This window comes from Gymnodinialimonas sp. (assembly GCF_059726805.1).
This window is the reverse complement of sequence record NZ_AP041059.1, coordinates 2,534,356-2,549,535: the sequence shown is the minus strand read 5'-3', so window position 1 is coordinate 2,549,535 and position 15,180 is coordinate 2,534,356. Positions and strand designations below refer to the sequence as shown.

At 57.7% G+C, this 15,180-nt stretch carries 10 protein-coding genes and 1 pseudogene; 6 read left to right on the top strand and 5 right to left on the bottom strand.

What is annotated here, in order from left to right; genetic code table 11:
* The first annotated feature begins 141 nt into the window (after positions 1–141).
* Both AC6I9R_RS12385 and AC6I9R_RS12380 read left to right on the top strand, forming a co-directional pair.
* Positions 142–633: a helix-turn-helix transcriptional regulator gene (locus AC6I9R_RS12385; RefSeq protein WP_461425871.1), complete on the top strand. Its 492-nt coding sequence runs from the start codon at positions 142–144 to the stop codon at positions 631–633.
* A 756-nt stretch (positions 634–1,389) separates the two neighbouring features.
* Positions 1,390–2,358 (top strand): helix-turn-helix domain-containing protein, encoded by a 969-nt coding sequence (locus tag AC6I9R_RS12380; RefSeq protein ID WP_461425870.1) that lies wholly within the window; start codon positions 1,390–1,392, stop codon positions 2,356–2,358.
* Positions 2,359–2,573: 215 nt separating this feature from the next.
* On the opposite strand, the gene AC6I9R_RS12375 is transcribed toward AC6I9R_RS12380, so the two are convergent.
* The 5 genes from AC6I9R_RS12375 to AC6I9R_RS12355 form a co-directional block, all read right to left on the bottom strand.
* Entirely contained in the window at positions 2,574–3,650 is a 1,077-nt protein-coding gene (locus AC6I9R_RS12375; RefSeq protein ID WP_461425869.1) for a helix-turn-helix domain-containing protein, read from the bottom strand.
* Between the two features lie 339 nt (positions 3,651–3,989).
* Positions 3,990–8,570, bottom strand: a complete 4,581-nt coding sequence (locus AC6I9R_RS12370) for a Hint domain-containing protein (RefSeq protein ID WP_461425868.1) — start codon at positions 8,568–8,570, stop codon at positions 3,990–3,992.
* 3 nt (positions 8,571–8,573) lie between these two features.
* Entirely contained in the window at positions 8,574–8,870 is a 297-nt protein-coding gene (locus AC6I9R_RS12365) for a hypothetical protein (protein ID WP_461425867.1), read from the bottom strand.
* Positions 8,871–9,820: 950 nt separating this feature from the next.
* Positions 9,821–10,543 (bottom strand): hypothetical protein, encoded by a 723-nt coding sequence (locus tag AC6I9R_RS12360; RefSeq protein ID WP_461425866.1) that lies wholly within the window; start codon positions 10,541–10,543, stop codon positions 9,821–9,823.
* Between the two features lies 1 nt (position 10,544).
* On the bottom strand, positions 10,545–11,405 hold the full coding sequence (locus AC6I9R_RS12355; RefSeq protein WP_461425865.1) for a MarR family transcriptional regulator: 861 nt from the start codon (positions 11,403–11,405) through the stop codon (positions 10,545–10,547).
* Between the two features lie 496 nt (positions 11,406–11,901).
* On the opposite strand from AC6I9R_RS12355, the gene AC6I9R_RS12350 reads away from it, so the two are divergent.
* The 4 genes and pseudogenes from AC6I9R_RS12350 to AC6I9R_RS12335 all read left to right on the top strand — a co-directional run bounded on the left by AC6I9R_RS12350 (position 11,902) and on the right by AC6I9R_RS12335 (position 15,107).
* Positions 11,902–13,056 carry an AraC-like ligand-binding domain-containing protein gene (locus tag AC6I9R_RS12350; RefSeq protein WP_461425864.1) on the top strand — a complete coding sequence of 385 codons (1,155 nt, stop codon included), beginning with the start codon at positions 11,902–11,904 and terminating at the stop codon, positions 13,054–13,056.
* A 345-nt stretch (positions 13,057–13,401) separates the two neighbouring features.
* Positions 13,402–14,031 (top strand): annotated as a pseudogene (locus tag AC6I9R_RS12345) (LysE family translocator).
* A gap of 226 nt (positions 14,032–14,257) precedes the next feature.
* Positions 14,258–14,602, top strand: coding sequence for an ArsR/SmtB family transcription factor (locus AC6I9R_RS12340; RefSeq protein ID WP_461425863.1), 345 nt, complete (start codon positions 14,258–14,260; stop codon positions 14,600–14,602).
* Positions 14,595–15,107: an SRPBCC family protein gene (locus AC6I9R_RS12335; RefSeq protein ID WP_461425862.1), complete on the top strand. Its 513-nt coding sequence runs from the start codon at positions 14,595–14,597 to the stop codon at positions 15,105–15,107. The genes AC6I9R_RS12340 and AC6I9R_RS12335 overlap by 8 nt, the downstream gene beginning before the upstream one ends.
* Positions 15,108–15,180: the final 73 nt, after the last annotated feature.

Here is a 15,180-nt window from a genome sequence, read left to right as displayed (position 1 = left end):
AAAGTATAGAGATTCTGGATTTCTGCATATGTGCGTCGCTAGTGGAAATTGCCGCTGACTGACCTTAGTGTACGGTCGGTATGACGAAGGTTTATGCAGTTTTCGTGCTGAATCCGTCTATTCTGACTATGAGGCTTTCAGATGCCCCCGAGTAAGCGCTTTGTTTTCTCCGCCAGTTACCTCGCGCTCTACGTTGTCGCAGAGCTCATTGCCGAAATCATCGTGAACTTCGGCGGTCTCTGGGAGGATCTTGCCTGGTCGTTCTGGTACCTCCCTTGGGGTTATTTGAACGTTTTGGTCGCGATCCTATTGGCAGCTGAGATTTGGCGAATGCGCCGTTCCATGCATCAGATGGACACTCAACTTAGAGCGTCCGCCGAGGCATTCCGATCAACCGTCGCGTCTTACGCCGCACGATGGGGCTTGTCGGTCGCCGAGCGCGACGTCCTAATGCTCATTCTGAAAGGATGCACCCATGGCCAAATCGCGGAAATGCGCAACACGGCCGAGGGAACAGTGAAAGCGCAGGCGGCAAAGATTTACCAAAAATCTGGCTTTGGCGGCAAAAACGAGATCCTGAGCGCATTAGTGGAAGACCTATCGGGTGGACGCTCCGTTAAGGATACCCCCTGATAAATCTCGTCCCGTGTCTGCCTTTCGTATCCAAAGCCAGGCCCCTGCAACAGCCGTTTGCTGCGTGGCTGCGGACGGTCCCTTGGGCCAGCATATGCGTCATCCATCTACGAGGGATACCGCTATGATCCCAAATGTCCGTTTTCGGCATGCTGCGATGTAGCGGCGCCGATCGTTGCGGACGGCGGCTTTGGGCCGGCTCCACACATCCATCCAATCATGATGCACGTAACCTAGGTCGGGATGAAATTCGTGGCACGAGCATAAGGGTTCAATGGCAGGTTAGCATACCATGCGGGCGTGGCTAGGCAGAAAAAAACAAGAAAGAAATGCGTTGCCTTCAAGTTCGTTCGTATCGCCAGGTTGTGGTTCAGATCGATACGCGGCGATCAGCTATAATCCGCCCCTGCGCCTGATACACAGAAAGCTTATCGCCAAAGTTGTGTCGTTTTGGCATTCTGACCCTGCCAGCAGCGGGGCGTTTCAAGACATGCGTCTTAGGTCAGTCTTCGCCAGCGAAAAGACGTCTACCCCAACGATACCAGAAGCCGAACTCTAGTCTGCGGGATCAGTCTGAATGCACGCTTATCTAACCGCCCCGAACGCGCCGCCTCGCCCGATTGGTGGCGACGCGCCACATCGGAAACCTGCGTTTTGAAATCGCGCGCGGAATACTCGGTGCCGTCGGTGTCCTTTGACACGTCCCGATTTCCGAAGCGAGACCGGGTCGAAGCCTGGCGGTCGTTTCATGCGGGTATGCTGGAGCTGAAATCTCATGACGTGGATAACGGAGAGTTTGCTTGCAAGGCGGACTCCTATCGCATGGGGCAGGCGGTGCTTGGGCGTCATCAAGTTTCCGGCCATGTGGTCCAAAGGGTTGAAAACAGACTAAAAGTCGAGCGCGAAGACCTCATCGTATTGCGAATGCCTTACTGCGGCTACAGCAGAGGGGTCATGAACGACGCAGGTTACCGAATGCAACCGGACCGTTTCACACTGTTCGATTTTCATCAGAATATGGACGGCGAAACCAGGAACATAGATTTCATAAGCTTAACCTTGCCGTATTCCGCGGTTGGCTATGATCCAAGCCTGTATCCTGGTTTTCTTCACGTGCCTATGAATGCTCCAGTTGGCCGCGTGTTGCGAAGTAATCTTGAGATGATCTTGGGTTTGGCACCTAGGACCACACCTGACGAAGCGAGAACCATTGCCGATGGTCTGGCTGGTTTTCTCAGGGGAGTTATTTCGAAGGATCTACGGGAAGACACTGTATTTCAGCAATCCAGCAGGTTCCGAGAAATCGCGGTGCGGCGGTTTGTTGCGGAGAATCTACGCAGTCACGACCTGGGCGCGGATAAGATTTGTCAGGCGGCTGGTGTTTCGCGACCGGTGTTGTACCGAATGTACGAGGCTGATGGTGGCGTTGGCAGGGCAATTTTACGAATGCGCCTCACGGGCTTGTACGAAGAACTGGCGGCTGCTGAACCGAAGCGCGGTGCGGTAAGCCGTATTGCGAGATCCTGGGGGTTTTCGGACCAATCCCATTTTGCCCGGCTGTTCCGAAACGAGTTTGGCATTACGGCAAGTGATGTGCTGGCGTCCGCACATGCCTCCCATGTGTCGGGAGGTCCCCTAGCAGACTCCGAAGTTCGCGGCAGACAATCGCAAAACCAAAAACTGCTTGATCTCTTTCATACCGAGCTTTCGCGTCACCAACCTTGAGTTTTGGGTCTGGTTTTTCCCAACTGCCGTTGGGTGATTTGGCGGAAAGCGCAGTACTGAAAGCGGGTTGTTTTTCAACATCTTAGCTCAGCTCAGTCCTGCTTGCTCTTGCCAGCAAATAGGTATCCACAAGCCCGGCGACCCAGATGTCGCACGCCCGGAAAGCTCCTGTATCCATAGTGGCGTCAGATCGTAGGTCATGTCGCCTGTCCGGCTCACGACGGATAGGTGGAATTGTACAAGTTCACTAACTGGGCCTGCTCCCTCGGGCTCTTGAGGCTGGCGGACCTTGGCCGTTGCCGTGCCGGGTGCAGCGCTTCGTGCGCGGATCCCAAGACGTCACTGGGGGTTGCACCGAAGGCTGCTCGAAACAGACGCGAAAAATGTGCTGGGTCATGGAACGCCCAACGCCGAGCGATGCGCGTGATTGCACCGCGCTCGGGGCTGGACGTCATCAAATCCTCCCGTGTCCGCTCGAGCCGCATTCGTACAATGGCGCGCGCCACGCCACCTTCGGCCTCGTACATTCGGTAAAGGACAGGCCGCGACACGCCGATCGCGTTGCAGATCGCTGAAGCGTCCAGACTTGGATCGTGCAGATTGTCTGTGATGAACCGGTGCACGGCGACCTTTCTGGCTTGGCTGGATCTGCGAAAAACCGTCTCTTCTTTTAGATCCCGGGCGACAATCCCGCGCAAAAGCCCCGCGAACCCGTCTGCAAGGTTCATCGACTCTTCCGCTGTCACACTTGCTGCGAGATCAAACATCAGTTCGAGATTGCTTCGCAGGACGTAACCGATCGAGGATTGCATCGGGAGCTGGAGCAAGCCCGAATGGCGCGACGGATCGTAACCGATGGCCGCATAAGGCAGTGTCACACTCAGGTAATCCACGTTTTCCGTCTGGGCGTGCAGATCCTGATGAAAGTCGAACAGGGTAAAACGGCCAGATTTCATCTCAAAGCCGCCGTCGTTCATCAGGCCCTTGGTGAATCCTGATCGATGCATTCGCAGAACGAACAAGTCTTCCCGCTCCACTTTCAACCGGTTTTCAACTCGGCTGACGATGTTGCCGGTCACAGCATACCGCCCGATAATCGCCTGTCCCATTTGAAAGGTCTGCCCGCTGGCATGGAATTCCTGATTGGCCACATCATGGGACTTCAGCTCGAACAAACCGGCGTTCAGCGTATGCCACGCGTCCTGGCGGTCGCGTGCGTCAAACGATGCCGTGTCGAAGGAAATCGACGGCACTTTAGGACCTGATCCGTCCATCACAAGCGCGCGCAGCAAAGCGGCGCTGGCCCCGAATTGGTGGACTGGGAAAAAATGGAATCGTAAGCGTGAAAGTGCATGCTAACAGCCCTCGCCAGGTCGATTTATGGATCGATGTTCGTCGTTGCGTTCGCCTTCCAACGTCTGAATGTGGATCGTGGGTGCTTCATGGGCATCGACCGGACGGATACCCGTTTCCGTCCGGTCAGCGCTGATGAAGCCGCTGCGCAGCGATAGAGAGGTCTTCCCGTGCTCAGGCGCGGTGGGCGCGAAGGCCTGCCAGCACCAAGCCGCTGCGCAATGGTAACACAACTTGCCGATGCTTGCAGTATTCGCCCTTTGAAACGGCCTCCGCACCTACAAGGAGAGCAGTGGCTTTTCGTTCGATTGGTGACGTTCGGCCAACCGCCGCATCTGTCGCCCCTTCTCGGGGATGGAACGGGCGGGAACTGCCGCAAAGTCGGGCGCCAGGATATCTGGAAACAACGACTGGATCTCTGCCCGTGCCTCGGGGGCGACCGATTTCAGAGCTTCGGGACCGGTGAAGAGGCTCTCGGTCGGTGCCCCGTTTGAGAATACGATCTCATGCTGGTCGAACAGCATGTGGAAGTATTCAACGCTTTCGACATCCTCTTCGATGTCGAACCCGTCCAGCGCAAGCAGCTTGTTCGCGGCGACCAGAACCTCCGTCTCACCAAACATGCGGCGCGCAATTTCAGAGCGTACAAGGACCCGGTGTTGCGGCGACACGAGCAGATCCGCGTCTGGCATTCCGCGCCCCAAGGCGCCTGCCTTGATGCGAATGGGCTTGAGCTTTGGCTTCAGGGTCAGGCTGATCGCATCCAGCGTGCAGGATCCAATCCACCGGATCGGGCAATACCCGTTGTCGAGGGTCATGACCCGGTCGCCTTCCGCCAGATCTTCAATCGCGAACGTTCCGTATTTCGTCGCGATCTTGGTGCCGCGCGCAAAACAGACGACGTCAAAGTTGATCGTCTCGAAGTTCTCGAACGAGATATTGCCGACTTGACCGGTTTCATCACCGCCGGTGATCTGGAAGGCCCCACCGCTGAAGTATGTCCCGTTCTGGATGTCTTGAATGACGTCACTCAGAACGACCCCCGTGCCCGGGCCAAAGCTGACGACGGGGTCGCCGTTTCCGGGAACAAACGTCCCCTCCGACGCATCATCGAGGCCCGAGATATCCGTGGTCAAATAGCCTGAACCGGTGTCCGTGATTGTGATCGCGTCGGCCTCGTCGGAGTTCTCCCCCGCAACGTAGTTTTCGACCGAGGTCAGCGTGTCGGTGCCGGTGACATAGGTGCCGGTAACAGTGCCGTCGCCCTCATCGTTCACGTCCAACGTGACGGTATCGTCGATCCGCGTGATGACACCGACACTGATGATGCCATCGGTGCTGCCGTCCAACGCATCAAGCGCCTCAAGATCAACGCCAGAGATCAGATAGCTTTCGCCGTTTTCGAAGTTGAGACCATTGGTGGTGCCGGGGGAGCCGATCAGGAAGTCCCCGATCCCATCCCCATCGACATCGCCACCACCAGTTATCGCGTTCCCTCGGATGCCAACAAACTGGTAGGACTCGGACTGATCATGGACATTTTCCAGATCGACAATCCCGTCGGTGACCCCATCTGCCGCGTCGGCGGCCGCGAAATCGGCACTGCTGACAAGATAGGCCGTTGCGTCATTGCCGAGGCCATTGAAAGCGCTGATCAGCACATCACTCAGACCATCGCCATCGGTATCGTCCACGATTGACAGGCTGATACCTGCCCTGTCGTCGTCACCCTCGCCGCGAAACTCGTAGGAATTTTCCAGCGTATGCACCTGGTTCAGCTGAATGGTGCCATCGATTGTGCCATCTGCCGCATCCGCCGCGGCCAGATCCGTGCCGCTGATGAAATAAACCGATCCTGCATCGCCCGCTATGGGGCTGGGGTTGTCCGGTTCGCCGATCACGAGGTCATTGATACCGTCGCCATCCAGATCGGCGCCCCCGGCAAGTTTCAGCCCTTCCCCGCCGCTGCTACCTGCTACATCGTCAGGAACGAACTTGTAGGAGTTGGTGTCGGGCCCACCCTGCCCACCGGGCTGCCCAACCTCAGAGCCGAACTCGTCGAAAAATTCACCAACATTGAGGACACCGTCGAGGTTGCCGTCGGCGGCGTCGATCAAACTGATATCAGCCCCCGAGATGAGGTAAGCGCTTTCGCCGAAGGATCCCTGCGCTCCGTTCCGGCCAATGACCATGAAATCGTCCAGACCATCGCCATCGATGTCCCCGACCGACCACATGTCCCCGCCGCTCTCTCCTGAGTTGCCGGAAGACCTGACCTCGAAGGAACCGCTTTGTGCGCTGATGTTGTCCACATTGATGACACCGTCGATGCTGCCATCCGCAGCATCCGCCGCCTGAAGGTCTGCCGCAGAAAGCAGGTAGGTTGCACCGCTATCGTCACTCACGAGGGATCCAGATGCGCCAATGAGGATATCATCCAACCCATCACCATCGAAATCCCCGGCCGTTCCAACAGCGGCCCCAACGGCTTCGCCGTTTGCGCCGTTGACGAAGCTATACGAGCCACCCTGGTTCGCGATATTGTCAAACGCGATGACGCCGTCGACGCTGCCATCCGCGGCATCCGCCGCCGCAAGGCCGTCGGCGGTCACCAGATAGCTTCCGGCACCACCTCCACCGGGGAGAGGGGTCAACCCGATTATGATATCGCCCAACCCATCGCCGTCGATATCTCCCGCCGAGGAGATGTCCCGAATGGTGCTGAATTGGGATGGCCCGCCGATGATCTGGTAGGAATTCGGCTGCGCATCGATGTCTTCTAGGTTGATGACCCCGTCAACGGCGCCATCCGCGGCATCGGCTGCCTCCAGATCTGCAGAGGAAATGATGAAGGTTTCAACCGTATCGGGGCCGGTAGCGGAAAAGTTGACGGACGAAATGACGAAATCCGACAAACCGTCGCCATCGATGTCATCGATCATCGACACCTGGGAGCCGGAGTTTGCCACGAGGCCCTCGCCAACGAAGGTGTAGCTGTTGCCCAGGTTGCCGCTGACATAGGTGTCGCGACCCGCACCGCCATCGATGATGTCATCGCCCTGGCTGGCGACAATCGTGTCGTTGCCAGCACCCGCCTGGATCACATCGTCATTGGTGCCCGCGGCGTTGTCGGTATCGTCAACACGGTCCATCTCGGGATCGCCAAGGAAATCCTTGTCGATCAGATCGGCGCCGGATGTACCTTCGACCACACCATCGAAAAACAGGTTGCCCAAATTGATGATGCCGTCCTGGCCTGTGCCGTCATCATCTGCGGCGGCCAGATCGGTCGCGTTGATGATGTATCCGCCGCCCGAGTTGCCATCCGGCGCGCCGATCACCAGATCATCGAGACCGTCGCCATCCACGTCGCCCGCAGTGGACACGGAGAAACCGGCATTGTCGAACCCGGTGCCCGACGCGAACTCGTAGGAGTTTTCCTGGTCGTTCACATTTCCAAGGTCGATGATGCCGTCAACAGACCCGTCCGCCGCATCCGCCGCCGCCAGATCCGCGATCGCCACCAGATAGCTGACACCGTCTATCGATCCGATCAGCAGATCTTCCCGCCCGTCGCCATCGACATCGCCGGCAGTGCTCACCGAAGCGCCCGCAAGTTCACCGGCTTCTGACCCGATGAACTCATAGGAGGATCCCAGGCCCGCGGCATTCGCCAGGTCGATGACACCGTCCACAGACCCGTCCGCCGCGTCCGCTGCGGCAAGATCAGCATTCGTAAGGAGGAAGGCACCACCGGAATTGATCCCGTTTGGGCCGTCTGCAAGAAGCGCGCCGATCAAAAGATCGTCGACACCGTCCCCGTCGACATCGCCGACATTGGCGATGGAATTGCCCGTGTTACTGCTAGGGTCGGCGCCTTGGATCTCATAAGAGTTGCTTTGGGCCGCGACATTCGCGAGGTCGATGTTGCCATCCACCATACCGTCTGCGGCATCCGCAGCGGCAAGGTCCGAGGACGAGGTGATGTAAATCGCCCCGGATCGGTTCCCATTATCATCCGAGTTTTCTGAACCGATCACCAGGTCGTCTAGGCCGTCCCCGTCGATATCGCCCAGCGACGTCACCGAAGACCCCGCCTCATAATTGAGGATTTCGCCAGTGAAGCTGTAGGATCCGGGTTGATCCGCAACATTCGAAAGCTGGATCACCCCGTCGACGACCCCATCCGCCGCATCGGCGGCGGCCAGATCATTGGCCGTCATCAAATGCGCAACGCCTTCGCGCGAAGCTCCGTTGCCGGCATTCGGCTCACCAATGAGTAGATCATCCCGACCATCGCCATCCACGTCCCCGGCTGAGGAGACAGATGCGCCCGCATCGCCGTTGCTGTCTTGTCCGACAAACCGGTACGAGCCCGGCTGTGCGCTGACGTTGATCAAGTTGATCACGCCATTCGCAACCCCATCGGTCGCGTCCGCGCTGGCCAGGTCAGCGGCCATCAGAAGAAAGGTTTGACCCTCACTCGTGCCAGTGGGATCACCGATCAACAGATCGTCCAGCCCATCGCCGTCCACATCGCCTGCCGACGACAGCGTGAACCCCTCTGACCCGAGTGGACCAATCCTGCCGAACGTGTACGACCCGCTGTGGCCGTCAACATTTGCGAGGTCAATCACGCCGTCCACAGTCCCGTCCGCGGCGTCCATGGCCTCTAGGTCAGCCGCCGCCAACAGATAGCCATAGGAGATGGGCGTGGTGCCGCCGCCCAGGACGGCACCTGGGGCGCCGACGAGAATGTCGTCCAGCCCGTCACCATCCACGTCCCCCGCTGAGGAAACCGAGGTTCCGGCGTTGTCACCGTTTGGACCGCCAATGAAAGTATAAGATCTGATCGGCATGGTTTAGGCCTCACTCTCGTCGGTCGCCGCGGCGGCCGGGTTGGGATCAAAGGGGAAATGCAGGCGGACGAGTTTGCCGTCGGGGCCCTGACGGGCGAGGATCTCGGCGTCACTCGCCCGGAGCTGCCCGAGTTGCACGTAGGTGTTGATGGCGTCGGCCACCAATTCACGCAGATCGGAAACGGTTTCGAATTTCACCTGCTTGCGCAGTTTGGCCAGAACCTCTTGCGACAGCGTGATCGTGACGTCTGTCTGCGTGCCCTGAGCGGGCTTGGCCGGTGTCGTCTTTGCAGTGGTCATTTTCTCGTATCCCTATGGATATTAAGCCGAAAAGTATTCGGACGAAGGTTGCTGACGGTGTTGAAAACCCCTCACGACCCGCCCACACCCGAGCCGCACCATGGGTGCGGAGGGCGTATTTTGGGGGAGGGCTGAGGGGTCACGGTGAGGTGCCGGTGGATAGGCCGCGGCGTTGAATTTTTGGCGCTGCAAGGCCCCGTTGGGCGCGTCCGTGCAGGGCAAAGTGTCGGGACAGCGGAGAGGACAGTACGCGTGAGGCGTTCATGACCCGGGAGGTCACGATCCACGCTTGGCTGCGCCCGATACAACCCTGGGCGGCGCCCGAGGTCGCTCAAATAGAGGCTAGAAACTGTGCTTGGCATGCCGTCGCCCGTCCGAACTGAAAGCTCCACTCCGGTGCCAGGATTTTCGATCCTGAAACGGTTGGAAAAAGTGTGGAGCAATTGATGAAAGTTGCTCACACCAAGCTACAGATCGGAGGCCGCCGGTTCTTTGGACGAGCGTCTCAAATACTTTGGACGCCGTGGTTGTTTCTCGCCAAGATTGTGGCACGTGGTACGGGAACGGAAACGGTTTGGACCCCTGCCGTCCCTCGTTCCGATTTCAGAAACAGTGGGGGACCCGACTCGAATCGGAGCGATGGCCCGTAAACTTGCGAGAAATCATGGGATTGGGCTGCACACCACAGGGGGGCAAATGACCCGCGAGGACGCCGTAGACGGAATGACCTGCCGTGCGTCCGAAGACTACAAAGGGAATTGGAGGAGAGGCGAAGCCGCGTTTCCCGTCCGAGTTGTGTTGTTACAACTCTGCTGCCGAGAACAGGAAACGCGACTTCTTGACCCCATTGGCCTATCGGCTGCGACGAGAGTGAGCTCGCAAGCAGCTTTCAGGTTAGCCAACAGGACGCTCAGACGGGACGTTGCCCGCTGAACAAGGAACTGCGACGCTCAGGCACCAAATGCACCGGGACCCGTCTCAGCCTTTATTGGTAGTCCAATCGCTTTCTGCCGACAGGCGGCGACCTTGTGCTCGCGAAAGAAGCTGTCGACGCGGAAGCCGTAGAGCATCAACCATTTTTGCAGCTCAAGCGAAGAGAAACTCTGTTCAAGTTGACAGTCCGCCCACGTCAGACCTGGGGAAAGACAGGGCACCGGGCGTTCTACCGTCCACATCAAGATCGGCCGCTCCGTCACCGGACGAAAGAGCCAAGACGAAACACTGCTGCAAAGCTGCCCGCCAAGAAAAGGACCCGCCCAAAGAGCAGGCAGCAGAATGCGATTGTTGCCGAAGATGTAGGTTGCCGATTGGTTCCCCGACACGACGATTGGTTGGCTTGGGTGCACGCGCAATCGACCTGGCGACAGGCGATCAGTGCTCGGCAGCTCTACTGTCAAGTTGCCCGCCGCACCTCCAGGGTCGCTCACATAGACATCGACGACTTTGACAAAGTCTCCGGTCTTGTGGTCGAGAAGCCGGTCGTCCGGCATCAAGTCACTCGCTGGTAGAACCCCGCGCTTCGTGTAGACAAGCGTGGAGCCCGCGACACCTCCGGCCGTTGCACCCAGCAATCGATCCTGTTCCACAAGCCTCAGGAGCACATCCAGAAACTCGCGACAGCGGGGACTTAGAGAGCTTTGAACATAGGCTAACTTGCGTTCAGTTTCCTTCACATCAGGCCTCCCTCGGATCATGCATTAAGTCGTCGAATTCGAGCGATAGCTGCACCAAGCGGGTCAATTGTTCGGCTTTGATCCCCTGGCCGGGAGCCGGGCGTGCCCCGCGCAGCCGGTTTGAGAATTCCCGCAAGATAAGTGGCTCTGAATCACTTGGCGGACGGGCCTCAAACCGGATCGCGCCAACGTTTCCGGTCGCAAACTCCAACGGGACGGTGAAACCTGCTTTGGACACCAGCCAGATGAGGCCGTCATCGACCAATGCGGCCACGTTCTTGTCATGAAAGCCACTGTCAATCAGCGACACTTCCTCGGGCGTTGCGTGGTTTTTGACGTACGCAGAGATGTGGCTTGCGAGCTGGTCCTGGCTGAGTATGGATTGCGCGGCCATCGCCAGATCATCAAAGACAAAGGATCGGGCTTTGCCAAAGTCCTTTCGCGCCATAGTCGCATCGATCGCGCAGAAGGTGCCCTTCTCCTGAAATATACCGATAACGACAGACATCCGGCTGCTCGACCCGACGGCCGCGATGACTGGCGCGAACTCGCGCACCTCCGGTGGCGCCACATGCGCCTTCGAGAAGAAGTCGTCGACCTTGGCGCTGAGCTCAAATGCGCCGTCCGCATACCGTGTGCGGACCCAACCTTGTTCCAGCAGAACAGCCGTCGTCTTATTCACGATTGTCGCCGACAAGCAAAGCCTGCGAACGATCTGGGCTTTGGTGATCGGGCCGCTGGCCGCGATCTCTTCCAGGACAGCCAACACGTGAGAGCCGACACGGACAGATCTCGCTGCCCCCGCGATCTCGCTCGGCGCATTCGCATCAAAATACTTGGAATACGACTCGAGCTGGGTCATGAAAATCGGCTCCATTTCGTTGCTTGCACGACCTCGTCAGGATGGCTCGACCTTTGGCAGAGCGGCTGTGTGAGGCTTTCGAGAAAGCTACGGCAATGGGACGACCGGGTCGTTGGACGAGAGTCTCAAAGGTGGCTTCAATCAAGGCGATTTCGTGGCAGAGGCTGCCTGCACGCACCGAAACGAACCCTGAATGACCGGAAACGCCCCGTGGCGCTAAACCACCCGCCTGCATAGTTTTTCGGCATTTTATCCACAGCCAATCGGTCAACTATCCGTGAGAATTGGGCAGTTCCTTGGACGTGAGTCTCATAAATCATGGACGGCCTGGTGAGGCTCTCGGCAGGCACCAATCCTTGTGGCAACTTCGATCCAGACCGCAGCATTTCACGCTGCGACACGGGTAAAGTTGACGAACTGGGCGAATTGCGTCTGCTGGCTGATCGCCAGCGGGCGCGCCCCCACAACTATCAAATTGGTCATTTGAGGCGAACACATGTTCAAGTCGAACCATGCGATGTCATCCGAGCCGGATGTCACGAACGAACCGCTCTGGATACCTGGGGGGGGCGTTCCCCTCCCGCGTCCACAAGACGTGTTGAAAGACAAGCAGAGCGTCCGCTACGCGCTTCCTCATACGGAGCTACTGCTTGATGGTCTTGATCAACGCCAGCGCATGGACGCATGGCGGGGGCATTTTTCTGGTCTTTTCGACGTCGGGTTGCACGACGTGGCGCAGCGCGACTTCGATGCCAGCGCAAGTGCAGTTCGGATCGGGCAGTCGGTTCTGGGACGCTATTCCGTCACGGATGCTCGTATTCGTCGTACGCAAAAAAATCTAAAGCTGGAGCGTGAGGATCTGCTGGTCCTCCGCGTACACCTGTCGGGCGCGACGAACGGCGTGATGAACGATACAAGCTTCAAGATGCGGCAAGACCGCCTCACCCTTTTTGATTTCCACCAGGACTATAATGGACAGGAAGACGATGTTGAGTTCATCAGCCTGACCTTCCCTTACGAGGCAATCGGCTACGATCCATCGCGGCACCCAAGGCTGATGCAACTGCCCAGTGCGTCGCCGATCGGGCGCACCATCCTCAACAACATCGCCTGGCTGTTTGAAGCCATCCCGATGAGCACGGTGGATGAGACCGTATCTTTGTCCGATGGGTTCATCGGCCTGATGCGCGGGTTGGTGACACGGGATTTCCACGATGAGACAGCGTTTCAAGCGTCCATGCGGGCCCGCGAAATCGCCGTACGACGCTACATTGATGAGAACTTGCGCGACCCTTCCCTGGATGCCCAACAGATCTGCGAAGCGATCGGCGTGTCGCGACCGGTTCTATTCCGAATGTTTTCCGAGGAGGGCGGTCTGCAACGCAGCATTACTCAAAAGCGTTTGGACCGCATCCTTGACGATTTGGCAGTCTCGGTGCCCGAGCGAGGGGCAATCTCGCGCATATCGAAGCACTGGGGCTACTTCGACCAGGCCCATTTCACCCGCCTTTTTCGCAATGCCTTCGGCTTCAAACCGGGCGACGCCCTTGGGTCAGCTTTGGCGATGCAGACATCAGGCGAAAGTCGGACGACCGAACGTCGGACCGAAGCAGTCCCTCGACTTCGGCGTCTGGCAGAAATCTATTCGTGACGTTCGTTTCGGCAGTACCGCGCGACGGAGCAGTTCTTCTCGAGAAAGAACGTTGGCAGTTGGCAGCGGGCAGGGCGTTATTCGCGCTCACAGAGAATGACCGCTTTGCCAAGCTCTGCCGCAGCGAAAGAAGCCTGCGATCAACTTCAGCTATGGGCCGTCCGTGCCTTACCGAAAGCCCCAGATCGAGCCAATGCCGCGGTTGCTCCGATGGCAGCTCCGAGCCCAAATTTCGAGATTTCCGCATCGCGGCTAAAGTCCGTTGTGCCTGCGCTCACGATTCTTCCGAATTGCTTAGGTCTCTGGTTAGGGCAATAGTGTTGCCGAAATAAGGAAACCGAATTCATGCCTTTTGAAACTTGGACGCTATACGTGCTCACAGTTATCGCCTTGATGAGTACGCCCGGGCCTAGCCAACTGCTGATGCTGACAAACAGCGGTGTTCACGGCTTCCATCGATCGCTTGCTACCGCAGCAGGTGACCTTTCAGCGAACGCCTTGCAGATGCTGGCGGCGGGACTAGGCCTTGCGGCGATTATTGCAGCATCTGCCACGGCCCTAACCGTCATCAAGTGGGCAGGGGTTGCGTACCTGATTTGGTTAGGTGTTCGTATGATCCGGCGCGCCAAACCAGATGATACTGCCACGCAACGGCAGCAAGAATGAACCCCACTGAAGACCCTTTGGTTACAGGGGTTCCTGACGTCTGCTGCAAACCCGAAGGCTGTAGTGTTCTTCTCTGCGCTATTCCCGCAATTCATCACTCTGGATGCACCGTTCTGGCCTCAATTCCTGATCCTGTCCGCGACATACATTGTCATCGACGGGCTGTTTCTGTCTGCCTACGGACTAGGGTCAAACTGGGTCGTCAAAAGGTTCAAGGGCCGCGCGCGGGTTTGGGTTGAGCGCATTGGCGGCGGCTTCATGATCGGTGCAGCTGTGCTTCTTGGGCTGAAAACTATCTCGCGCCAATAAGTGAATGGCTGACACTGATGCAGCCGCAGCGAAATGCCGCTCTGTCCCGCTGAGCGGACCTTCAGATGGGCGGCTGACCGCGTTGGGGCGCTCGCATGTGCAGCGAACGGCTGCTTGGAGCCCAGACCTCCCAAATGCTGCACTTTGATCACATGACCGCATTCGGTAAGCGGTAAGACATTTATTGGGAATTGACCTTAGTAAGGCGTCAACCTAAGTTAGGTTCATGCCTAACAATGATTCCCGTATCGAAACGACTTTCAGCGCACTTGCCGATCCAACGCGGCGCGCCGTGGTTCAAGCATTGAGCAACGGCCCAACAGCAGTCTCACAATTGGCGAAACCGTTTGAGATGGCCCTACCTTCCTTCACGCAGCATCTCGCTGTTCTGGAAGATGCGGGACTAATCGTCTCCAAACGCGAAGGTCGCAGCCGTATCTGCTCTCTCAACCCTTCGACTTTGAAGGTCGCCGAAGACTGGATGGCTACCTACCGCCAGCAATGGGAGCACCGCATGGATCGCTACCAGGCACACCTAAAGAACATGAAGTCTGAGAAGCCCAATGACTGAGAAAAAGCAAGAAATCGAATCGCCGTGGACCGCACTGCAATTGGAAAGGGAAGTGGTGATGGCCCGTGTCGTCGATGCAGATTGCGAGACTGCATTCCGAGCTTGGATCGATCCTACACAAATTGTTCAGTGGTTCGGACCGAGCGGTTTTGAAACGCAAACCCATGAGATTGATATCCGCGTTGGTGGGGTTTGGCGGTTCGACATGACAGCACCGGATGGAACTGTCTTCGCAAATCGCATGGAGTTTCTGCGGATCGAGCCTTCCAAGATGATAGAGTTCATCCATGGGAGTGATGTAGAAAACGATCCTGACGCCTTTCGCATGCTGGTGACTTTCGACCAGCAGGACAACGGCAAGACAGCAGTCACTCTGCGTCAGATGCACCCCTCGGCTGAACGTCGCGCTATCGTAATCGGATTTGGCGCCGTCGAATATGGGGCTCAGACGTGGGACAAATTTGCCGCGTTCGTTGCAAGTGAGAACGCTGCCTTCACGTCGTAGACCCGAGGAAGTCCGCGTCCAAGACTTCAGAAGCTGACGTTCAGAAGGGAGACGTCAGTGTCCGCTCCGTCTC

Excerpts from the sequence above, each read along its gene's own strand:
- AC6I9R_RS12380 (WP_461425870.1), top strand. The coding sequence starts at position 1,390 with ATGCTGGAGCTGAAATCTCATGACGTGGATAACGGAGAGTTTGCTTGC.
- AC6I9R_RS12340 (WP_461425863.1), top strand. The coding sequence starts at position 14,258 with ATGCCTAACAATGATTCCCGTATCGAAACGACTTTCAGCGCACTTGCC.
- AC6I9R_RS12350 (WP_461425864.1), top strand. The coding sequence starts at position 11,902 with ATGTTCAAGTCGAACCATGCGATGTCATCCGAGCCGGATGTCACGAAC.
- AC6I9R_RS12355 (WP_461425865.1), bottom strand. The coding sequence starts at position 11,405 with ATGACCCAGCTCGAGTCGTATTCCAAGTATTTTGATGCGAATGCGCCG.
- AC6I9R_RS12385 (WP_461425871.1), top strand. The coding sequence starts at position 142 with ATGCCCCCGAGTAAGCGCTTTGTTTTCTCCGCCAGTTACCTCGCGCTC.
- AC6I9R_RS12335 (WP_461425862.1), top strand. The coding sequence starts at position 14,595 with ATGACTGAGAAAAAGCAAGAAATCGAATCGCCGTGGACCGCACTGCAA.
- AC6I9R_RS12365 (WP_461425867.1), bottom strand. The coding sequence starts at position 8,870 with ATGACCACTGCAAAGACGACACCGGCCAAGCCCGCTCAGGGCACGCAG.
- AC6I9R_RS12370 (WP_461425868.1), bottom strand. The coding sequence starts at position 8,570 with ATGCCGATCAGATCTTATACTTTCATTGGCGGTCCAAACGGTGACAAC.